We start from the raw sequence: 21,088 nt of genomic DNA, 5'->3' as shown, positions 1-21,088 counted from the left end.
CCCGGCCGGAGTCCGGCCTGAGTCCGGTCAGAGCCCGATCAGCGGCCGGGCAGGGGGCGCTCGGGGATCTCCGGCCGCGCCAGTGGATGCCGCACACGACGTTTGGCGCCCGAATACACGTGGACGGTCTCCTCGGCCACCTTGTGCCAGTCGAAATCGGCGGTGAGCCGGTCGCGGGCGGCCACCGCGCGCTGCTGCGCCCCGGCCGGGTCGTCGAGGACCTCCCGGACCGCGGACGTGAGCCCGGTGACGTCGCCCGGCTGGAACGACATGCCCGTTTCGCCGTCGACGACCGCTTCCCCGAGACCGCCCGCGGTGGACGCGACGAGCGGGGTTCCGGAGGCGGCGGCCTCGAGCGCGATGATGCCGAACGGCTCGTACCGGCTGGGCAGGACGATGGCGTCGGCGCCGTGCAGCCACCCGAGCAGTTCGATGTGGTCGAGGTTGCCGAGGAAGTTCACGGCGCGGGCGACGCGGTGGATGCGGGCCTGCTGGTAGAGCCAGGTGAACTGGGTGCCCTCGCCGGCAACCGACAGTGTCGTCCCGGGGTGGCTGCGCCGGATGCGGGGGAGCGCGGCGATGGCGTCCTGCACGCCCTTCTCGTATTCGAGGCGGCCGACGAACAGCAGTTTCGGCGGTCCCGACCGTGGCGCGCGCTCGCGGAAACTCCACGTGGTGAGGTCGATTCCGTTGCGGATCACCGTGATCGGCGGCAGCTGCGGACCGTAGAGTGCGGTCACCTCGTCCTGCATCGACGCGGAACACGTGATGAGCGCATCGGATTCGTTGGCCAGCCACCATTCCACCGAATGCACCTGCCGGTTGATCCGGCCGGACACCCAGCCGCTGTGCCGTCCGGCTTCGGTGGCGTGGAGCGTGGAAACCAAAGGGACGTCGTAGAATTCGGCCAACGCGATGGCCGGATGCGCCACCAGCCAGTCGTGCGCGTGCACCACGTCCGGATGCCAGCCCTCCCCGACACCCGGCTTGTGCAGTGCGACGCCGGCCCGCACCATCGCGTGTCCCATCGCGAGCGTCCACGCCAGCATGTCCTCGCCGAACACGAAGTGCGCGGGGTCTTCGGCGACGGCGACCACCAGGACGCCGTCCTCGATGTGGGTGACGGTGGGATGGGTCGACGCGTCGGTGCCCGACGGCCGCCGCGACAGCACCACCACTTCGTGTCCGGCGGCGGCGAGTTCGGTGGCCAGGTGGTGCACGTGGCGGCCGAGACCGCCGACCACGACGGGTGGGTACTCCCACGACACGATCAGGATCTTCACGACGTCCCTCCCTCGGTACCGGTCAGCCGGTGGTCCCTGGCGGGCAGACGCCGCGCGTCGAGCCCGGGGAACAGGCCGTCGGCGCGGTTCCATCCCTCTGCGAGCCTGCTCGCGGCCGCGTCCTTGCCCGCCGACACGGCGGCGGCGATCTCGCGGGTGGCGTGCGCGTGCTTGTGGGCCCGGTCGCGGGCGTACCCGGCGGCCGAATCCTTGCTGACCATGAACGCCCAGTCGCTCGACACGGTCATGAGTGCTTCCCGCAGCATCTGGTCGTTCACGCGATTCCGGAGCGCGGGACGTCCGGGGGCGGCGTCGTGGTCGTGGGACTTGTCGACGGTGTCGAGGGCGGTCCCGACCACCTCGGAGTTGAGTTGCACCAGGTCCGCGACCTGATCGCCGGCCCACACCCGCCAGTCCTTGCCGGATCCCCACGACGAGTTCTCGAGCTGGACGGGTTCGCCGACGTAGCCCTGGCTGCGGGCGTCGTCGAGGGTGCCGACCCGGATTCCGGACTCGGGCAGCGCCCGCAGCACCTTCTCGAGCCACTCGGGCCCCTCGTGCCACCAGTGCCCGAACAGTTCCGTGTCGAACGCGGCGACGACGAGCGCGGGCCGGCCGATGCGCTCGGACTCGTCGCGCAGCCGTCTGCGGACGGTGGCGACGAAGTCGGCGACGTGCCGGTCGACGGCCGCCGACGCGAGAGCGGGGTCGTACGGCGCCTTGTCGGCCGAGTCGACCGTGCGGCCGGTGACCCGGGCCGGTTTGAGTCCCGTGGCGTGGTCGTAGGTGTGGAAGTCGCGGTAGGCGCCGTGGCCGGGGTAGCCCGACTTCGGCGACCACACCCGGTAGCTGACCTGCAGATCGCGTCCGAACGCGACCACGTCCGACTCCCGGACCGGCCGGCCGAGCGACGTGTCGCCGCGCAGGGCGGGGCCGTCGACCATGAAATGCGTCACGCCGGCGTCGGCGTATCCGGTCTCCATGCCGGGGGTGTACCCGCATTCGGGCCCCCAGATACCTGTCGGCGTGCAGTTCCACCGGGCGGCGGCGTCGGCGAGACCCTCGCGAAGGGAGAACGATCGCAACCGCGGATCGAGCAGCGGCTGGAACGGGTGGGCGAGCGGACCGCCGAGCAGTTCGAACGCCTCGCGGTCGAGGAGGTCGCGCAGCACCGGGGAGCCGCCGTGGCGCCAGCGCAGCTCGAAGTCGGCGAGCGCGGCGGCGGACGCACGGTGTTCGCGCGCACCGAGTTCGCGATGCGCGTCGTCGGGCATGCCTGCCGCCTCGTGCGCGCGGATCTGCCAGTTCCCGAGCCAGTGGTGCATTCCGGCGAGGCAATGCGGATCGTCGAGCTGAGCTGCCAGAACGGGGGTGATGCCGAGGGTCAGCAGATGCGAGCGACCCTCGTCGGACAGCCGCCGCAGCATCGCGGTGAGCGGGAGATACGACGCCGCCCACGACTGGTACAGCCATTCCTCACCGACGGGCCAGCGGCCGTGGTTGGCGAGCCAGGGCAGGTGGGAGTGCAGGACCAGGCAGAACATGCCCGGCTCCGTCGCGTCGCCCGCTCCGGTGCGGTTGTCGGATTCGGTCACCGAACAGGATCCTTCACCGCGATGGCCACCAGGTCGAGGCTGTCGTCGATGTCGCCCTCGTGCAGTGCGAAATCGTCGACGGTGATGCCCTCGACGTCGCGGGTCAGTTCCTCGGGCCAGGGTTCACCGGCGAGTGCGCGGTCGATCTGCGCACCGATGAACGAGCCGCCGTGCTTCGCGTCCAGAGCCTGCAGTCGCGCGCCGTGATGGACGCCGGTCATGAGGGTGACGGTGAATCCGGCTTCCTCGAGCAGTTCGGTCAGCTCGGCCGCGTCGAGTTCGCGGGTGTGGAACGGATTGAGCGGCGTGTCGCGGCCCGGCGAGAACGTGATTCGGTTGGGCGTGCTGACGAGCAGTTCCCCTCCGGGGGTCAGTACCCGGAAGCATTCGCGCAGGAATTGGGACTGGTCCCACAGGTGTTCGATCACCTGGAAATTGACGACGGTGTCGACGGATTCGTCGCCGAGGGGAAGCTCCGCGAGGTTGCCGTGCAACATCTCGACCCGGGGGTACCGCGCGCGGACGTGTTCGACGGCGGAGATGTCGTAGTCGAGTCCGGTGACGCCCTCTGCCACATCGGCAATCATGTTGGCGCCGTAGCCTTCTCCGGATCCGGCCTCGAGTACCCGGCGTCCCGCGCAGCGGGGGAGGAGCTCGCGGTAGACGACCTCGTGCCGCCGGAACCAGTAGTTCTCCTCGGGGATACCGGGCACGGTCCGCTCGCCCGTGAGGGGCAGTGGTGCGTCCTCGCGGTCGCCGACAAATGATTCGCTCACCGGTGCGAGGTTAGTGCCCCCGGCAAGGTCGCTCGTCCAGGTGGTCTACATCACAGCGGTGAAATGCGGTTTCGGCCGTTATGGTGAACGAGACTTTCGCGCAAGTTACCAACGGGTAACTTAGCGTGAGGTAATCTGTCGCAGAGCAATCGTGCGACGAAATATCGAAAGACGAGAGCTCGGTCCGCGCGGAGCGACTCACGATAACCACGCAAGAACACACAGGAGGTCGACGAAGACCCATGACGAATATCGTTGTTTTGATCAAGCAGGTCCCCGACACGTGGTCCGAGCGCAAGCTGACCGACGGCGACTACACGCTTGACCGCGAGGCCGCCGATGCAGTGCTCGACGAGATCAACGAGCGCGCCGTCGAAGAAGCGCTCCTGATCAAGGAGGCCCAGGGCGGCGAGGTGACCGTCCTCTCCGCAGGTCCGGACCGCGCCACCGACGCCATCCGCAAGGCCCTCTCCATGGGTGCCGACAAGGCAGTGCACATCAACGACCCGGCCCTGCACGGCTCCGACGCGGTGCAGACCGCGTGGACCCTGGCCGCGGCGCTCGGACAGATCACGTTCGAGAACGAAGAGCCCGCCGACCTGATCATCGCCGGCAACGAGGCCACCGACGGCCGCGTCGGCGCCGTTCCGGCCATCATCGCCGAGTACCTGGGCATCCCGCAGCTCACGCAGCTGCGCAAGCTGACCGTCACCGACGGCACCGTCACCGGTGAGCGCGAGACCGACGAGGGCGTCTTCGGCCTCGAGGCGAGCCTGCCGGCCATCGTCAGCGTCACCGAGAAGATCAACGAGCCCCGTTTCCCCTCCTTCAAGGGCATCATGGCCGCGAAGAAGAAGGAAGTTCTCGTCTACACGCTGGCCGACCTCGGCGTCGACCCGGAGACCGTCGGTGTCGCCAACGCGGGCACCACCGTCACCGCCTCCACCCCCAAGCCCCCGCGTACCGCTGGTGAGCGCATCGTCGACGAGGGCGACGGCGGCAGCAAGATCGCTGCCTACCTCGTGGGCCAGAAGATCATCTGATCGCGCCCCTCTACAGACCAGCAGACACATACAGGGAGAGTTAGACATGGCAGAAGTACTGGTGCTCGTCGAGCACGCAGAGGGTGCACTGAAGAAGGTCAGCACCGAACTCATCACCGCCGCTCGCGCGCTCGGTGAGCCGGCCGCAGTGGTCACCGGTCCCGCCGGTACCGCAGACAAGCTGGCCGAGGGCCTCGCCGCCGCAGGCGCGGCCAAGATCTACGTCGCCGAGTCGGACGACATCGAGGGCTACCTGGTCACGCCGAAGGTCGACGTGCTCGCGTCGCTCGTCGAGTCGGCCGCCCCGGCCGCGGTCATCACCGCCGCCAGCGTCGAGGGCAAGGAGGTCTCCGGACGTCTTGCTGCCCGCATCGGCTCCGGCCTGCTCGTCGACGTCGTCGACGTGAAGTCCGACGGCAGTGCCGTGCACTCCATCTTCGGTGGCGCGTTCACCGTCGACGCCAAGGCCAACGGCGACGTCCCGGTCATCTCGGTCCGCCCGGGTGCCATCGAGGCGAAGCCCGAAGCCGGTGCAGGCGAGAAGGTTTCCGTCGAGGTTCCGGCCCAGGACGAAGGCGCCGTCAAGATCACCTCGCGTGATCCGATCGTCGGTGGCGACCGCCCCGAGCTCACCGAGGCGACCGTCGTCGTCTCCGGTGGCCGCGGTGTCGGCAGCGCCGACAAGTTCACCGTCGTCGAGGACCTCGCCGATTCGCTCGGTGCCGCTGTCGGCGCCTCGCGTGCCGCGGTCGACTCGGGCTACTACCCGGGCCAGTTCCAGGTCGGTCAGACCGGTAAGACGGTCTCCCCGCAGCTGTACATCGCGCTCGGCATCTCCGGTGCCATCCAGCACCGCGCCGGTATGCAGACGTCGAAGACCATCGTCGCCGTGAACAAGGACGAGGAAGCTCCGATCTTCGAGATCGCGGACTTCGGCATCGTCGGCGACCTGTTCAACGTCGCTCCGCAGCTCACCGAGGCCGTCAAGGCTCACAAGGGCTGATTTTTCACCGACGGCGGCCCCGTTCCCTTTCCCGGGAGCGGGGCCGCCGTCGTATCTTCCGTCGTTCATCCGGGCTGCATCGACACGACACCCGGGCGACGCCCCCGCGCCGCCCCTGCTCGGTAAACCTGCGCCATGACAACTTCGTCAGTTCTCCGCGCACCGAGTGAGACCGCCGATTCTGTTGTAACCGCACCCAGGTACTCCCTGGTCGTCTCGTCCGACCGCGAACACCGCGTGGCCGCTCAGCGGTTGCGGTACCGCGTGTTCGCGTCCGAACCCGGTTTCTCCGTCCCCGCGCACGCGGACGCCCTCGACGCCGACCGGTTCGACGACTTCTGCGACCACCTCCTCGTCCGGTACGAGGAGACCGGCGAGTTCGTCGGGTGCTACCGCATGCTCCCGCCCGACGCCGCCGCCCAGGCCGGCGGCTACTACACCGCCACCGAATTCGACATCTCGGCACTCGATCCCGTCGGCAACCGCATCGTCGAGATGGGCCGGGCGTGCGTAGACCCCGATCACCGTTCCGGTTCGGTCCTGAGCCTGATGTGGGCCGGGATCCTGCACTACCTGCAGTTGACCGGATACGAGTGGGTGATGGGCTGCGTTTCCGTGCCGATGCGGGAGCACCCCGACGCGATGGCCGGTTCCAACGTCCGCGGCGTGCGTGACCTGCTGCTCCGCAAGTACGGCAGCGACCCGGCCTCCCGGGCCGTCCCCCGGAACCCGGTGCGCGTCGACGGCCGGTCACTCGACGAGATCGACCCGCCTGCCCGTCCGGTCCTGCCGCCGCTGCTCCGGGGGTACCTCCGCCTCGGCGCCAAGGTGTGTGGCGAGCCCGCGCACGATCCGGAATTCGGAGTCGCCGACTTCGTTGCCCTGCAGGGATTGCACGGCGCGAACGAGCGCTACCTCGACCGCCTGCGTTCGGCATCGGCCACTCTCGAGGCGGGGACGCAGGCATGACCGCCGCCGTGCCGGAGACGGCTGCAGTGCCCGTGCATTCGTGGATGCCGTCGAGTCCGTGCGGCGCAGGATGCCTGCCCGCGGAGGCGAACGCCGTGTCGATCCCGACCGTGGTCCTGCGGTGGTGCCTCGTGGTGTCGGCGCTGGCGACGGCGCCGCTCCTGACCGCGGGATGGTTGCTGCCGCGGTCGTGGCGGACCGGTCTGCAGCGTCGGTACGCGGCGATGCTGTTGCGCTGCGTCGGAATTCGCCTCGTCGTGGTCGATCACCGCGGAAAGCGCAGGCACGACGGCGGCCTCCTGGTGGTGGCCGGCCACGTGTCCTGGACCGACGTGCTGGTGCTCAGCGCGCTCGCACCGGCGAACTTCGTCGCCCGCGGCGATCTGCTGGATTGGCCGGTTCTGGGTTCGCTCGCCCGGCGGATGCGGGTCGTCCCGATCGAACGGCAGAGCCTGCGGGCGCTGCCGGGCACGGTGGCGACGACGGCGGGCAGGCTGCGCGACGGCGAACGAGTCGTCGCGTTCCCCGAGGGCACCACGTGGTGCGGACGGGCGTACGGCGGATTCCGGCCCGCGCTGTTCCAGGCGGCGATCGACGCGGAGTGCCCGGTCCAGCCGGTCTCGCTGCGATACACCGGCCGGGGCGGGGACCTGACGACCGGGCCGTGCTTCGTGGGCGAGGAGACGATCGGCCTGTCGATCCGGCGCATCATCCGCCAGAAGGGCGTCAACGCCGAGGTCCGGCTGGCGCCGATCGAGTATCCGGGGGAGTGCCGCCGGGATCTGGCGGCCCGGTGTGAACGCGCCGCACGCGGCGACGAACGCATCGATCTCGCAGCGCACGACATCGTCGATCCGCTGCAGGGTGCGGTCGGGACGGCGGCTGCGGGCATCGAGGCGGCGGAGCGTCTCGTCGCCTGAGCTATCCTGGTCACGTCATGACCTCTGCCCGCAGTGCCGATCACCCCGTCTACCTGGACCACGCAGCCACCACTCCCATGGTGCCGGCGGCCGTCCGGGCGATGACCGACATCTTCAGTACCGTGGGCAATGCGTCCTCGCTGCACGGTTCCGGGCGCGCCGCCCGCCGCCGCATCGAGGAGGCCCGCGAGTCGATCGCCGCCGACCTCGGCGCCAGGCCGTCCGAGGTCATCTTCACCTCCGGCGGCACCGAGAGCGACAACCTCGCGGTCAAGGGCATCTTCTGGGCGCGGCGCGACGCCGACCCCCGCCGGGTGCGAATCCTCGCCGCTGCCGTGGAGCACCATGCGGTGCTCGACGCGGTGGAGTGGCTCGAGAAGCACGAGGGCGCACAGGTCACGTGGCTGCCCGTCGACGAACTGGGCCGGGTGTCGCCGCAGACGCTGCGCGACGAACTCGCCGTCCATGCGGACGAGACCGCGCTGGTCACGATCATGTGGGCCAACAACGAGGTCGGCACGATCATGCCGATCACCGAACTCGCCGCGGTGGCGGCCGAGTTCGGTGTGCCCATGCACAGCGACGCCGTCCAGGCCGTCACCCACGTCCCCGTGGACTTCGCTGCGAGCGGGCTGTCCGCACTGAGCATCGCCGCGCACAAGGTCGGCGGACCGCAGGGCGTCGGTGCGCTCCTGCTGGGGCGTCAGGTGCCGTGTGCGCCGCTGCTGCACGGCGGGGGACACGAACGCGACCTGCGTTCGGGCACCCCGGACACCGCCGGTGTCGTCGGCATGGCGGCGGCGCTGCGCGACGCGACCGCGAACCTCGACTCCCGCGCCGCGGAACTGTCCGTCCTGCGCGACCGACTCATCGAACGCGTCGGCGAGATCGTCCCGGACGCCGTGCTGAACGGTCCGGTGGGCAGCGCGCGACTGCCGGGCAACGCCCACTTCACGTTCCCCGGCTGCGAGGGTGATTCGCTGCTGATGCTGCTCGACGCCGCCGGGATCGAGTGTTCGACCGGTTCGGCGTGTACCGCCGGTGTCGCGCGCCCGAGCCACGTCCTGACCGCGATGGGCGTGGATGCCGCGACCGCCCGCGGGTCGTTGCGCTTCTCGTTCGGGCACACCTCGACGGTCGCGGACGTGGATGCAGTCGTCGCGGCACTGCCGCAAATTGTGGAGCGGGCCCGCGCCGCCGGGCTCGCCGGTGTCGGAGCGCGTGGAGGGAATCGTTGATGCGAGTACTGGCGGCCATGAGCGGCGGTGTGGATTCCGCCGTGGCGGCGGCACGGGCAGTCGCTGCCGGACACGACGTGGTGGGCGTGCATCTCGCACTGTCCGCAGAGCCGGGCACGCTGCGCACCGGGTCCCGGGGCTGCTGCTCCAAGGAGGACGCCGGTGACGCCCGGCGTGCCGCGGACGTGCTCGGAATCCCGTTCTACGTATGGGATTTCGCCGACCGCTTCAAGGAAGACGTGATCGACGACTTCGTGGCCTCGTACGCGGCGGGGGAGACCCCCAACCCGTGCCTGCGGTGCAACGAGAAGATCAAGTTCGCGGCGCTCGCGGACCGCGCGATCGCCCTCGGGTTCGATGCGGTGGCCACCGGCCACTACGCGCAGCTCGAGGACGGTGTGCTGCGCCGGGCCGTCGACGCGGACAAGGACCAGTCGTACGTGCTCGGTGTGCTGACGGCCGAGCAACTGTCGCGGGCGATGTTCCCCGTCGGCGACACCCCGAAGGACTTGATCCGGGAGGAGGCCGCCGAACGCGGCCTCGCCGTGGCGAACAAGCCCGACAGCCACGACATCTGCTTCATCCCGTCCGGTGACACCCGGGCGTTCCTCGGCGCCCACATCGGTGTCCGCCCGGGCAGCGTGGTCGACGCCGATTCGGGTGAGGTGCTCGCGGAACACGAAGGCGTGCACGGGTTCACGATCGGACAGCGGAAGGGTCTCGGCGTCCAGGGCCCCGCGGCCGACGGGCAGCCGCGGTACGTGACGTCGATCGAACCCGAGACCGGCACCGTCCGTGTCGGTTCGGCACGCGACCTCGAAGTGCACGCGATCAGCGCGGACCGCGCCGTGTGGACGTCCGGGAGCGCGCCGTCCGGACCGGTCGAATGCACCGTGCAGGTACGCGCGCACGGCGGACTCGCCGAGGCTGTCGCGGAAGCCGTCGACGGCGGTATCCGCATCTCGCTGCGCGAACCGCTCACCGGCGTCGCGAAGGGGCAGGCCGTCGTGCTGTACCGGACCGACCCCGCAGGCGACATCGTGCTGGGCAGCGGAACCATCTCGGGTACCGACGCGCGTCCGAACACGCAGTGACGCAAGATATCTCACTGGCCGGTGCCGTCACCGGCGTCGGCTCGTGGCCCGGAACGGATCCGCGCGAAGCTGCCACCATCGTCCTCGGCGAACTCGGCAGGCTCCCGCACCTGGTGGAGTTGCCCGCCCGCGGGCTCGGCGCCGACATGATCGGCCGCGCCAGCGCCCTGCTCGTGGATCTGCAACTGGACGTGTCCACGTCCGCCTACCGTGTGGTGCAGCGTCGCGGCTCGGTCGCCAAGCGGGCGACCGACTTCCTGAACCAGGACCTCGACGCGCTCGAGGAAGCGTGGGAGAGTGCGGGCCTCGCCGGGGCCGATCACGTGGTGAAGGTGCAGTCGGTGGGTCCTCTCACGCTGGCGGCCGAGGTGGAACTCGGCACCGGCAGGCGCGTGCTCACCGACCCCGGTGCGGTGCGCGACTTCGCCGAATCGCTGGGCGAAGGACTCGCGCGGCACGCCGCGGAGGTCACCCGGCGTGTGGGTGCGCAGGTGCTGATCCAGTTCGACGAGCCACGACTGCCCGCCGTGCTGGCGGGCACACTGTCCGGTAGATCGAGGCTCGAGACCGTGCGGGCCATGCCGGAACCAGAGGCGCTCGCGGTGCTCGAGGCCGCCCTCGCCGGGTCCGGCGGAGTGACCATGGTGCACTGCTGCTCCGCGGACCTGCCCACCGACCTGCTGCGGCGCAGCAGTGCGCGCGCGGTCGGTCTGGATGTGTCGCAGCTGGCGCCTTCGGACCTGGACGGCATCGGCGAGTTGCTCGACGCGGGCAAGGAGCTGGTGCTGGGGCTGATCCCGACCACCGCCCCCGCCGTGCCCGCCACCTGGCGCGACCTCGCCCGACCTGCGGTGACGCTGATCGACCGGCTCGGATTCCCGCGCACGACGCTGCGGACCCAGATCGCCGTGACACCGGCCTGCGGACTCGCGGGCGCCGACGCGTCCTGGAGCCGCGACGCGCTGAAGTTGTGCGCCGAGGTGAGCAGCGCGTTCACCGACGACCCCGAATCGCTCTGAGTCCGGGGTTCGGTGTCGGCCGGACCGGTTAATCTTCGATGGTGAGTGAATCGACCGAAGCCCCGACACCGGCCCCCGGACACGTCCGGGAGCACTGGAACGAGCTGGCCGAGGAAGTGCGGCAGCACCAGTTCCGCTACTACGTCCGCGACGCGCCCATCATCTCCGACGGAGAGTTCGACGTGTTGCTGGGCGAGTTGAACGACCTCGAGAACCAGTACCCCGACCTGCGGACGCCGGATTCGCCGACCCAGCTCGTCGGCGGAGGATTCGCCACCGACTTCGCCTCCGCCGATCACCTCGAGCGGATGCTGAGCCTCGACAACGTCTTCGCGACCGACGAACTGCGCACCTGGATCAGCCGGGTTGAGCAGGAGACCGGCCCCGATCTGCACTACCTGTGCGAGGTGAAGATCGACGGAGTCGCGCTGAACCTGGTGTACGAGAACGGCAGACTCGTCCGCGCCGCCACCCGCGGCGACGGCCGGACCGGTGAGGAAGTGACGCTCAACGCCCGCACCATCGACGACATCCCGGAAAAGCTCACCGGCACAGACGAATACCCGGTTCCGGCGCTTCTCGAGGTGCGCGGTGAGGTGTTCTTCCGGCTCGAGGACTTCGCGGCGCTCAACGCGGCGCTCGTCGAGGAGGGCAAGGCGCCGTTCGCGAATCCCCGCAACTCGGCGGCCGGGTCGCTACGGCAGAAGAATCCGGCCGTCACCGCCCGCAGGCGCCTCGGGATGATCTGCCACGGTCTCGGCCGGAGCGAAGGATTCGAGCCTGCCTCCCAGTACGACGCGTACACGGCGCTGGCGGCGTGGGGCCTGCCCGTGTCCACCCACACCGTCCGCGTCACCGGTGCGGACGCCGTCGTGGACCGGGTGCAGTACTGGGGCGAGCACCGGCACGACGTGGAGCACGAGATCGACGGCCTGGTGGTCAAGGTCGACGAGACGTCGCTGCAACGCCGGCTGGGGTCCACGTCGCGGGCGCCGCGCTGGGCGATCGCGTACAAGTACCCGCCGGAGGAGGCCACCACCAAGCTCCTCGACATCCGGGTCAACGTCGGCCGCACCGGCCGGGTCACCCCGTTCGCCTACATGGAACCGGTCACGGTCGCCGGGTCCACCGTCTCCCTCGCCACCCTGCACAACGGCTCCGAGGTCAAACGCAAGGGCGTGCTGATCGGCGACACGGTCGTGCTGCGCAAGGCCGGAGACGTGATTCCCGAGGTCCTCGGGCCCGTGGTGGACGCCAGGACCGGCGACGAGTACGAGTTCGTGATGCCGGCGAACTGTCCGGAGTGCGACACGCCGCTGGCCCCCGCCAAGGAGGGTGACGCGGACATTCGCTGCCCCAACCAGCAGTACTGCCCCGCGCAGCTTCGGGAACGCGTGTTCCACGTCGCGGGCCGCGGTGCGTTCGACATCGAGGTGCTCGGCTACGAGGCCGCGACGAGCCTGCTCGAAGCGAAGGCGATCGGCGACGAGGGCGACCTGTTCTCGCTCACCGAGGACGACCTGCTGAAGACGACGCTGTTCCGGACCAAGGCCGGCGGGCTGTCGGCCAACGGCCGCAGGCTGCTCGACAATCTCGATACCGCCAAGGACAAGCCGCTGTGGCGTGTGCTGGTCGCCCTGTCGATCCGCCACGTCGGTCCCACGGCGGCGCGTGCGCTCGCGGGCGAGTTCGGGTCGCTGGACCGGATCCGGGAGAGCTCCGTCGAGGAACTCGCGGCCGTCGACGGGGTCGGTGGCACCATCGCCGCGGCCGTCGTCGAATGGTTCGGCGTCGACTGGCACCGGCAGATCGTCGACAAGTGGTCGGCGGCCGGTGTGCGCATGGAAGACGAACGCGACGAATCGATTCCGCGCAACCTCGAGGGACTGTCGATCGTCGTCACGGGTTCGCTCGAGACGTTCTCCCGCGACCAGGCGAAGGAGGCGATCCTCGTCCGGGGCGGCAAGGCCGCGGGTTCGGTGTCGAAGAAGACGGCGTTCGTGGTGGCCGGCGAATCGCCGGGGTCGAAGCACGACAAGGCCGTCGAACTCGGTGTGCCGGTACTCGACGAGGACGGGTTCCGCCGACTGCTGGAGGGCGGACCGGACGCGGTCGCGGATTCCGGAGTGTGACGGGAACCTCACGCTCGAGTTTTGGGCGGCGTGAGCTGTCCTGTCATAGTTCTGGACATGATCGAGATTCGGAATGCGACACCGGACGAGTACGAGGCCGTCAGCGACCTCACGGTGATCGCCTACGTGGGCGGCGGACACGTCGAGGCACACGATCCGTACACGAACCGGTTGCGCGACACCGCTGAACGGGCGGACAAGGCGGAGGTTCGGGTGGCGGTGATGGAGGGCCGGGTCGTGGGTTCCGTCACGATCGCGGAACCCGCGTCCCCGTACGCTGACGTCGCGCAGCCGGGGGAACTCGAATTCCGGATGCTCGCCGTGTCCCCCGACGCCCGCGGGTCCGGCGTCGGGTCGGCGCTCGTGCGGCACGTGCTCGACACGGCCTACGACCGCGGCGACCGCGCGGTCGTGATGTCGACCCAGCCGGACATGGAAGACGCCCGCCGCATCTACGACCGCAACGGCTTCGTGCCTGTGCCCGACCGCAATTGGGCGCCCGTCCCGGGTGTCGAGCTCACCGTCCTGGTCCGCGAACTCGTCTGAGGCGACCCCAGCCCCGGACCTCCCGGCCCCCGACCTCCCGGCCCCGGACCTCCCGGCCCGGGGCGGATGTCAGCTCAGCACCGTCGCGATGATGCCGGCGAGGTAGCCCAGCCGGGCGATCTCGGACGGACGGAACTCCGGGCCGCCGGGGCGGCCGAGCATCAGCACGCGGCCGGTGGTCCCGAGGGGAGCCGCGGCGAGGGTGGTGTTCATGTCGCGCCACACCTGCGGCACCCAGTCGCCCTCGCCGTCGAGCGCGGTGGGCTTCTCCAGCGGCATCCACGGGATCTCGGTGGCATGCGTCTCGGGCGCTCCGGAGCTGCCGACCACCCGGTATGCGCCGTGGGGGCCGAGATCGGCGACCACGGACCAGCCGACCCGGAGCACCCGCGGTGCGCCGTCGACGAGGACCTGCAGTCGATCGTCCGCGGCGGTGGCGACCTGGTCGATCAGCTCGAGCTCGCGGTGGGTGTCGAGTATTCCGGCGTACGGCCGGATGGAGTCGACGGTGACGCCGGGCAGGTTCTCGGCGGCCGTGATGAGGGTGTCGGGGAGCGATCCCGGCTCGACATCGACGACGAGGTCGTCGATGGCGAATCCGGCACCCCGTTCCACCACGTCGAGCGACAGAATGTCAGCACCCACCGAGCCCAGGGCGACGGCGAGAGAGCCGAGGCTACCGGGACGGTCGGGGAGCTGGACGCGAAGCAGATACGACACGTGCGTCCCTTTCACCACGAGATAGACGCGGGAGTACCTGCGACCCCCGTCGCTCACCATCCTTGCACTTTCGTTCCCGAGTATGCGGTCCCCCCTGCGGCTTCGCCCGGGTCGGAACGGGGACTCGCAGGTCGCGCTCGATTCGTGACATCGCCGATACGGATTCGCCTCGTGCACGAAACACGACGGCCCAAACATGGGTGCATGAACACCACGGCAACGGGAGTGACGACGTCCGTCTCGAGGCGGGTGGCGGCGGGCCGCGAGCAGGAGTTCCTGCGCTGGACGGACGCCGGGATGGCGATGGCGGGCACGTTCCCGGGGTTCCTCGGCGGGGGCTGGCTGCGCGCGGCGTCCGACCCCGAGCAGTATCACGTGGTGTACCGGTTCGCGGACGAGCACACGCTCGACGCGTGGACCACCTCGCCTGCGCGGAAGGTGTGGGTGGGGCGGGGGACGGGTCTGGCGCAGGACACGGTGACGCACCGGCTGACCGGGGTGGAGGGCTGGTTCGAACCGCAGTCGACGCTCACCCACGCCGTGCGGGTCTCTGCCCCACCGCCGCGATGGAAGCAGGCGGTCACCATCTGGCTCGGCTTCTTCCCGATCTCGTTGCTCGTCGCGATGTTCGTCACTCCGCGGCTGGCGCCCCTGGACGTGGTGACCCGCACCGTGGTGGCGACGGTGCTCACGACTCCGGTGATGGTCTTCGTGGTTCTGCCGTTCCTGACGGCCAGGTTGCGGCGCTGGCTGCACGCCTGATCCGACCACGCTCTAGGCTGGGACCCACTTGTGTACGTCCGAATGTGTACGTCCGAACCGAAAGGGGCCCCGCGGTGCCTGCCATCTCCCGTGACGAGGTCGCGCACCTCGCGCGGCTGTCTCGACTCGCCCTGACCGATGCCGAGCTCGACGAGTTCGCCGGTCAGCTGGACTCGATTCTCAGCCACGTGAAGGTGGTCACCGAGGTGCCCGCCGAGGATGTTCCGCCGATGGCGAACCCGAACGCCGTCACCAACGTGACCCGTCCCGACGTGATCGTTCCCGGCCTGACGCCCGAGCAGGCGCTGTCCGGCGCGCCGGCCGTCGAGCAGGATCGTTTCGCCGTCCCGCAGATTCTTGGAGAGGGCGAATGAGCGCCGATCTGACCACTCTCGACGCCGCAGACCTCGCGTCGAAGATCCACAGCCGTGAGGTGTCGTCCGTCGAGGTCACCCAGGCGCATCTCGACCGCATCGCCGCGGTCGACGGTGAACTGAACGCCTTCCTGCACGTGGCGGGCGAACAGGCCCTCGTGTCGGCGAAGGAGGTCGACAGCAGCCTCGCCGCAGGCGATGCTCCCGCATCCCCGCTCGCGGGAGTTCCGTTGGCGCTCAAGGACATCTTTACCACCACCGACATGCCCACCACGTGCGCGTCGAAGATCCTCGAAGGCTGGATCGCGCCGTACGACGCGACGCTGACGAAGAAGCTGCGCGAGGCCGGCATCCCGATCCTGGGTAAGACCAACCTCGACGAGTTCGCGATGGGATCGTCCACCGAGAATTCCGCGTACGGCCCCACCCGTAACCCGTGGGACACCACCCGCATCCCGGGCGGCTCCGGCGGCGGCAGTGCCGCGGCACTCGCGTCCCGGCAGGCCCCGCTCGCGATCGGCACCGACACCGGTGGCTCGATCCGCCAGCCCGCCGCCGTCACGGCGACGGTCGGCACCAAGCCGACGTACGGCACGGTCTCCCGTTTCGGTCTCGTCGCCTGCGCGTCCTCGCTCGACCAGGGTGGCCCGTGCGGCCGCACGGTCCTCGACACCGCACTGCTGCACGAGGTCATCGCCGGGCACGACCCGCGCGACTCCACGTCGATCGACGCGCCGGTGCGTCCCGTGGTGGCGGCCGCGCGCGAGGGTGCGGGCGGCAACCTGAAGGGCGTGAAGGTCGGTGTGGTCAAGGAACTGCACTCCGACAGCTACCAGCCCGGGGTCATCTCCTCGTTCGATGCCGCCGTCGCGCAACTCACCGAACTCGGTGCCGAGGTCGTCGAGGTGTCGTGCCCCAACTTCGAGTACGCGCTCGCGTCGTACTACCTCATTCTGCCGAGCGAGGTGTCGTCGAACCTCGCGCGGTTCGACGCCATGCGGTACGGGCTGCGCATCGACCAGGGCGACATGAGCGCCGACCAGGTGATGGCCGCGACGCGTGCCGCCGGCTTCGGCCCGGAGGTCAAGCGTCGCATCATGATCGGCACCTACGCCCTGTCGTCCGGCTACTACGACGCCTACTACGGCCAGGCTCTCAAGGTGCGGACGCTCATCGCCCGGGACTTCGACAAGGCCTACGAGAAGGTGGACGTCCTGGTGTCGCCCACCAGTCCGTTCACGCCGTGGAAGCTGGGCGAGAAGGTCGGCGACCCGCTCGCGATGTACCTGTCGGACCTGTGCACGCTGCCCACCAACCTGGCCGGGCACTGCGCGATGTCGGTTCCGTCCGGGCTGTCCGCGGACGACGGTCTGCCGGTGGGACTGCAGATCATGGCTCCCGCACTGGCCGACGAGCGGCTGTACCGGGTCGGTGCCGCCTACGAGGCCGCACGCGGTCCGATCGGCTCGCCGAGCTAGGGGCAGTCGGGCAGGGCGGTGCCCTGCTCGCTGCCGTAGCGGTGTCCGTGACCGGACGCGAAGTTCAGCGCGGACACCAGGTCGACACTGGTCTGCAGGAACGTGATGCCCGGAATCCATTGGGGGACCGGCGCATCGCGTACCGCAAGCGAGAGGTCGGGCCGGTGCAGGATCAGGTCGGGGGACCACCGCACCACCGGGTCGGACGTGTTCGCCAGTACCGTTGCGCCGTCCGTCAGCACGGAGCCGGCGGGCGGGCCCGACCACAATGCGCCGCAGACGCGTTCCCGGAGTTGGTCGGCGTCGGTGAAAATCGCGCTGCCGCCGACGGAACCGAGGCTCTGGCCGTAGACGTAGAGCGCCGGGCGCAGGATCTCGGGTAGGTCGGCGATCCGCTCGGCGACGGCGTCGAACAGTGCCGCCGCCGAGTCGTCTGCGGCGGAACGTCCGAACACGAAGGTGATCCAGCTCGGCAGATACGAGTACTGCATGCCGACGATCGCGACGTCGTCGGCGAAGCGTTCCTCGAATCCTTCGGCCGCGTTCTCGTCGATCCAGCCCGAGCCGGTGGGCACGGTCACGACGATGGCGGACCGGGCGAAGCCGCCCGCCCGTTCCAGCTCCGAGACCGCCAGCGCTGCACGCGATTCGACGTCGGGAGCCGAATCCATTCCCACGTATGTGCGGATGGCGGCCGACTGCTCGCCCGCAGCCACGAACCGCCGTCCCTGGCGCCCGAGCGACTCCCAGCTGATCGCGGACTCCGGGCCGCCGGACGATTCGGCGGACACCGGCCGGTGCAGGGACACATCGACGAGCGCGTTGGAGTCGCTGTAGGAACGGGACATCATCCCCCACAACGCGGGTCCGGCGACCAGTTGCAGCCCGGTCGCGAGTACGACGGCGGTGGTGGCGCTGCCGATCCAGCCGAGGCGGCGGGCGACCGCGGCGACGACGCTGCCGATGCCGGCGAACAGCAGGAACGTCAGCGCCGCCCCGATGATCGCCTGCATCCAGTGGTCCGGCCCGATGCCCGGCATGCCCATGGCGGCGCGCAGCGAATCCTGCCAGTGGTCGGCGAGCACGATCGCCCATGTCACCACGATCATGGCGCCGATCAGGACCAGCAGACGCACCGAGTCCCGCGGACTGTGATGGGGATGCGTGCGCGTGACGAGTTGCCGGAGCAGACGGACGAGGACGGCGATCCCGAAGCCGACCGCGGCGAGGAACCCGGTGAACAGTGCTTGTGTCAGCGCACTCCGGGGAAGCAGTGAGGGGGCGAGCGACGCGAGTGTCGCGGTGGTGACGGCGATCGTCGAGGAGGCGCGGGGGAGGGCGGAGATCGGAATCGTCGTGGTCAGTGTGCGGCGCAGGGCATTCGGCGCGGTACGCGACCGGGTGTGCGCCGGGCTCCGTCCGGGACCGGACAGAGCCGCGGTGGTCATGCGATCGCTCCGACCGGACGCGGGCGGCGGCGGATCGACCACGCCACGCCTGCGAGTAGTGCGGCGCCCGCGGCGCCGGCCAGCGCGTACGGGAGCCCGGCTTCGGTGACCGGTGTCGAATAGCCTTGACGCCAACTGTTTCCGGTGACGGCGGTGGTCGCGATGTTGGCCATCACGAAGCACTGCGCCCGCGTCTGCTCGTCGAGACGGGTGTCGCACGCGGTGTGCATCCGCTGATCCAGTTGCGCGTCGAGCGACTGTCGCGCCCAGGGGCCGAGATCCTCGCCGGACCGCGATGCGTACCGCAGGAGGTCGTAGCCGAGGTCGTGCGCCTTGCACGCGGTGTCGAACTCGAGCGGCAGCGGCACCGGGGAGGAGCAGTCGCCGCCGGGATTGGCGAGCATGCCGTCGATCCGCACCGGTGTGTACCCCATCACCGATGCGAAGTCCTCGGGAATGGAGTCCTCGGTGAGCGCTTCCGGTGTGGTGAGCGTGCGCACCGCGGCGGACGCGGCGACGTTCTCGTGGCGGGGCGTGCTCGCCGCGCCGGTGCCGGCGAATCCTGTGGTGGTCAGTATCGCGGTGGCCGCACACGCCACCGCGGCCCAAGTCGTTCTCCGTGTCCCCGTCGTTCGCATGACGACGACGTTATGAATTCGTGTTGCGCTGCCACATCACTCCCGGGTCCGGTTCGATCACTGGCCTCGTGGGGGGAGAGGGCTCCGATCTCATACTCCGGTACTAGGCCGACGTGAGTCCGGGGTATGAGGACACACCGTGACCTGTGTTTCTAGTGTCGAGGGTGTGAAGACGAAGACGCGCATCCGGAGAGCCGCCGAAGGCCAGTGGCTGAACGTGGCAATCGTCGTGGTCACGGCGATCCTGTTCGCCGTGGCGTGGCCGACCCTGCAGCTGACCCACCAGGTCAGTCCTCCGATTCAACCGTTCGTGGCGGCGCTCGCGACGTTCCCGTTCCTGCTCATCCGCTCGAACCCGGCGCTGGCCTGGGCCGTCTCCGCGATCTCTGCGCTGGTGATTCCGCGTGTCTTCGCGCTGCAGGACGGATACGACTACCCCTGGCAGGTGGTCCACATCCTGGTGATGCTCGCCCTGCTGGCCGCGGTCAGCATGCGGGCCGCGATCCCGGTCGTGGGTGTGGCGTGGATCTCCACCGTCCTGCTGTTCCTCGCCGATACCCCGGGCACCAACGGTCGTGGGTGGGCGGTGGGACTGACCGCCATCGTCGTGTTCGGTCTGCTGATCCGGTGGCTGGTGCTGTCCCGGCGGCAACTCGCACAGCAGGAGGAGCTGAGCGAACTCGAGCGCACCCGCCGGACGATCCTCGAGGAGAAGGCCCGAATAGCCCGGGACCTGCACGACGTCGTCGCGCACCACATGTCGATGGTCGTGGTGCAGGCGCAGAGCGCGCCGTACCGCATCGCGGGCATGTCGGACGAGACGCGGGCCGAGTTCGAATCGATCGGAGCCGCGGGCCGCGCCGCGCTGAACGAGGTCCGCGGACTCCTCGGTGTGCTGCGCAGCGACGGCCAGGTGGCCGAGCACGCGCCGCAGCCCGGCGTCCAGCAGATCAGCGAGCTGCTCGAGGGCAGCCGCAGGGCCGGCATCCCCGTCTCCTGGCACACCGATGGCGACCCGCGGCACGTGTCGGAGTCGGTCGGGCTGGTGATGTACCGCATCCTGCAGGAATCCCTCGCCAACACGGCCCGGCACGCGGCGGGCGCCGCGGTCGAGGTGAAGATTGCGTACGAGACGCCGATCGCGTCCGTGTCGATCGTCAACGGCCCGCCGCGGCGGAGCCTCGTCTCGGCCCTGACCAGGCACGAGTCGACCGGCGGCAACGGCATCATCGGGATGCGCGAGCGTGCGCAGGCGGTCGGCGGCGTACTCACCACGCACCTGCACGACAACGGCGGATTCGAGGTCCACGCCGAGTTCCCGGCCGCCTCCGCCTAGGCTGGCGGCGTGGCCATTACCGTATTCATCGCCGACGACCAGGCTATGGTCCGGCAGGGTTTCGGAGCCCTGCTCGCCTCCCAGCCCGACATCAGTGTCATCGGTGACGCCCCGGACGGGGCGGTGGCGGTGAGCGAGGTGAAGCGCCTGCGGCCCGACGTGGTCCTGATGGACGTGCGCATGCCGGAAATGAACGGACTCGACGCCGCCCGCGTCATCCTGTCGGCGGGGTTCGATCCGCCGGTGCGGGTGCTCATGCTCACCACGTTCGACGTGGACGACTACGTGTACGAGGCGCTGAGCATCGGGGCCAGCGGCTTCATGCTCAAGGACGCGCCCGCGGAGGAACTCATCCGCGCGGTGCGGGTGGTCGCCGACGGCGAGGCGCTTCTCGCGCCGACCGTCACCCGGCGTCTCATCGCCGACGTGACCAGCCGCCGGAGCACCGCACGCCGCAAACCGGCCGCACTGTCGGCGCTGACGCCCCGCGAACGCGAGGTGCTCGAGCTGATCGCCCGCGGCATGTCCAACACCGAGATCGCGGAACGCCTGTTCGTCGCCGAGCAGACCGTCAAGACGCACGTCGGCAAGGTGCTGTCCAAGTTGGACCTGCGCGACCGGGCGCAGGCGGTGGTCCTGGCCTACGAGAGCGGTCTCGTCACACCCGGCTGATCGAACCGGCCGATCCGAGGTGCTCGAACCCGTTTCGGGCGG

At 69.8% G+C, this 21,088-nt stretch carries 20 protein-coding genes; 14 read left to right on the top strand and 6 right to left on the bottom strand.

What is annotated here, in order from left to right:
- Positions 1-38: 38 nt before the first annotated feature.
- The 3 genes from CA951_RS09530 to CA951_RS09520 are packed head-to-tail and all read right to left on the bottom strand — an operon-like array spanning position 39 to position 3,654.
- Positions 39-1,283, bottom strand: a complete 1,245-nt coding sequence (locus CA951_RS09530; protein WP_087556599.1) for a glycosyltransferase family 4 protein — start codon at positions 1,281-1,283, stop codon at positions 39-41.
- The gene (locus CA951_RS09525; RefSeq protein WP_179220158.1) at positions 1,280-2,878 is read right to left on the bottom strand and encodes a glycoside hydrolase family 57 protein; all 1,599 of its coding nucleotides are present in this window, start codon (positions 2,876-2,878) and stop codon (positions 1,280-1,282) included. The genes CA951_RS09530 and CA951_RS09525 overlap by 4 nt, the downstream gene beginning before the upstream one ends.
- Positions 2,875-3,654 (bottom strand): bifunctional 2-polyprenyl-6-hydroxyphenol methylase/3-demethylubiquinol 3-O-methyltransferase UbiG, encoded by a 780-nt coding sequence (locus CA951_RS09520; RefSeq protein ID WP_087556598.1) that lies wholly within the window; start codon positions 3,652-3,654, stop codon positions 2,875-2,877. The genes CA951_RS09525 and CA951_RS09520 overlap by 4 nt, the downstream gene beginning before the upstream one ends.
- 242 nt (positions 3,655-3,896) lie before the next feature.
- On the opposite strand from CA951_RS09520, the gene CA951_RS09515 reads away from it, so the two are divergent.
- From CA951_RS09515 to CA951_RS09475, 9 genes are all read left to right on the top strand, one after another.
- Complete coding sequence (locus tag CA951_RS09515) at positions 3,897-4,697, top strand: electron transfer flavoprotein subunit beta/FixA family protein (protein WP_073359191.1); 801 nt, start codon at positions 3,897-3,899, stop codon at positions 4,695-4,697.
- Positions 4,698-4,743: 46 nt separating this feature from the next.
- On the top strand, positions 4,744-5,700 hold the full coding sequence (locus CA951_RS09510; protein WP_087556597.1) for an electron transfer flavoprotein subunit alpha/FixB family protein: 957 nt from the start codon (positions 4,744-4,746) through the stop codon (positions 5,698-5,700).
- A gap of 135 nt (positions 5,701-5,835) precedes the next feature.
- Positions 5,836-6,669, top strand: a complete 834-nt coding sequence (locus CA951_RS09505) for a GNAT family N-acetyltransferase (protein ID WP_087556596.1) — start codon at positions 5,836-5,838, stop codon at positions 6,667-6,669.
- A complete protein-coding gene (locus tag CA951_RS09500) occupies positions 6,666-7,589 on the top strand; it encodes a 1-acyl-sn-glycerol-3-phosphate acyltransferase (RefSeq protein ID WP_087556595.1) in 924 nt (307 codons plus the stop codon). The genes CA951_RS09505 and CA951_RS09500 overlap by 4 nt, the downstream gene beginning before the upstream one ends.
- Before the next feature lie 17 nt (positions 7,590-7,606).
- Complete coding sequence (locus tag CA951_RS09495; RefSeq protein ID WP_087556594.1) at positions 7,607-8,827, top strand: cysteine desulfurase family protein; 1,221 nt, start codon at positions 7,607-7,609, stop codon at positions 8,825-8,827.
- Positions 8,827-9,921, top strand: coding sequence for a tRNA 2-thiouridine(34) synthase MnmA (gene mnmA / locus CA951_RS09490; protein ID WP_087556593.1), 1,095 nt, complete (start codon positions 8,827-8,829; stop codon positions 9,919-9,921). Before CA951_RS09495 ends, mnmA begins: the two co-directional genes overlap by 1 nt.
- Complete coding sequence (locus tag CA951_RS09485; protein ID WP_087556592.1) at positions 9,918-10,940, top strand: methionine synthase; 1,023 nt, start codon at positions 9,918-9,920, stop codon at positions 10,938-10,940. Before mnmA ends, CA951_RS09485 begins: the two co-directional genes overlap by 4 nt.
- A gap of 41 nt (positions 10,941-10,981) precedes the next feature.
- A complete protein-coding gene (gene ligA / locus CA951_RS09480; protein WP_072937800.1) occupies positions 10,982-13,072 on the top strand; it encodes an NAD-dependent DNA ligase LigA in 2,091 nt (696 codons plus the stop codon).
- Between the two features lie 57 nt (positions 13,073-13,129).
- Positions 13,130-13,618 carry a GNAT family N-acetyltransferase gene (locus tag CA951_RS09475; RefSeq protein WP_087556591.1) on the top strand — a complete coding sequence of 163 codons (489 nt, stop codon included), beginning with the start codon at positions 13,130-13,132 and terminating at the stop codon, positions 13,616-13,618.
- 69 nt (positions 13,619-13,687) lie between these two features.
- Here CA951_RS09475 and CA951_RS09470 read toward each other — a convergent pair whose 3' ends face one another.
- Entirely contained in the window at positions 13,688-14,338 is a 651-nt protein-coding gene (locus CA951_RS09470) for an amino acid-binding protein (RefSeq protein WP_025432327.1), read from the bottom strand.
- Between the two features lie 204 nt (positions 14,339-14,542).
- On the opposite strand from CA951_RS09470, the gene CA951_RS09465 reads away from it, so the two are divergent.
- From CA951_RS09465 to gatA, 3 genes are all read left to right on the top strand, one after another.
- Positions 14,543-15,100, top strand: a complete 558-nt coding sequence (locus tag CA951_RS09465) for an antibiotic biosynthesis monooxygenase (RefSeq protein WP_087556590.1) — start codon at positions 14,543-14,545, stop codon at positions 15,098-15,100.
- Between the two features lie 74 nt (positions 15,101-15,174).
- On the top strand, positions 15,175-15,474 hold the full coding sequence (gene gatC, locus CA951_RS09460; RefSeq protein ID WP_005240352.1) for an Asp-tRNA(Asn)/Glu-tRNA(Gln) amidotransferase subunit GatC: 300 nt from the start codon (positions 15,175-15,177) through the stop codon (positions 15,472-15,474).
- Positions 15,471-16,952, top strand: a complete 1,482-nt coding sequence (gene gatA, locus CA951_RS09455) for an Asp-tRNA(Asn)/Glu-tRNA(Gln) amidotransferase subunit GatA (RefSeq protein WP_087556589.1) — start codon at positions 15,471-15,473, stop codon at positions 16,950-16,952. Before gatC ends, gatA begins: the two co-directional genes overlap by 4 nt.
- Here the strand turns inward: gatA and CA951_RS09450 are convergent.
- Together CA951_RS09450 and CA951_RS09445 are read right to left on the bottom strand one after the other, a co-directional pair.
- Positions 16,949-18,400, bottom strand: a complete 1,452-nt coding sequence (locus CA951_RS09450; RefSeq protein ID WP_087556588.1) for an alpha/beta-hydrolase family protein — start codon at positions 18,398-18,400, stop codon at positions 16,949-16,951. The two genes, gatA and CA951_RS09450, sit on opposite strands and share 4 nt — an antisense overlap.
- The gene (locus CA951_RS09445; RefSeq protein ID WP_087556587.1) at positions 18,397-19,038 is read right to left on the bottom strand and encodes a hypothetical protein; all 642 of its coding nucleotides are present in this window, start codon (positions 19,036-19,038) and stop codon (positions 18,397-18,399) included. Before CA951_RS09445 ends, CA951_RS09450 begins: the two co-directional genes overlap by 4 nt.
- A gap of 139 nt (positions 19,039-19,177) precedes the next feature.
- Between CA951_RS09445 and CA951_RS09440 the strand changes: the two genes are divergently transcribed.
- Together CA951_RS09440 and CA951_RS09435 are read left to right on the top strand one after the other, a co-directional pair.
- Positions 19,178-20,374: a sensor histidine kinase gene (locus CA951_RS09440; RefSeq protein WP_087556586.1), complete on the top strand. Its 1,197-nt coding sequence runs from the start codon at positions 19,178-19,180 to the stop codon at positions 20,372-20,374.
- 9 nt (positions 20,375-20,383) lie between these two features.
- A complete protein-coding gene (locus tag CA951_RS09435) occupies positions 20,384-21,046 on the top strand; it encodes a response regulator transcription factor (protein ID WP_015890224.1) in 663 nt (220 codons plus the stop codon).
- Positions 21,047-21,088: the final 42 nt, after the last annotated feature.

Source organism: Rhodococcus sp. NCIMB 12038 (assembly GCF_002165735.1).
In the GTDB taxonomy this organism is placed as follows: domain Bacteria; phylum Actinomycetota; class Actinomycetes; order Mycobacteriales; family Mycobacteriaceae; genus Rhodococcus_F.
This window is presented reverse-complemented; position numbering and strand designations above follow the sequence as displayed.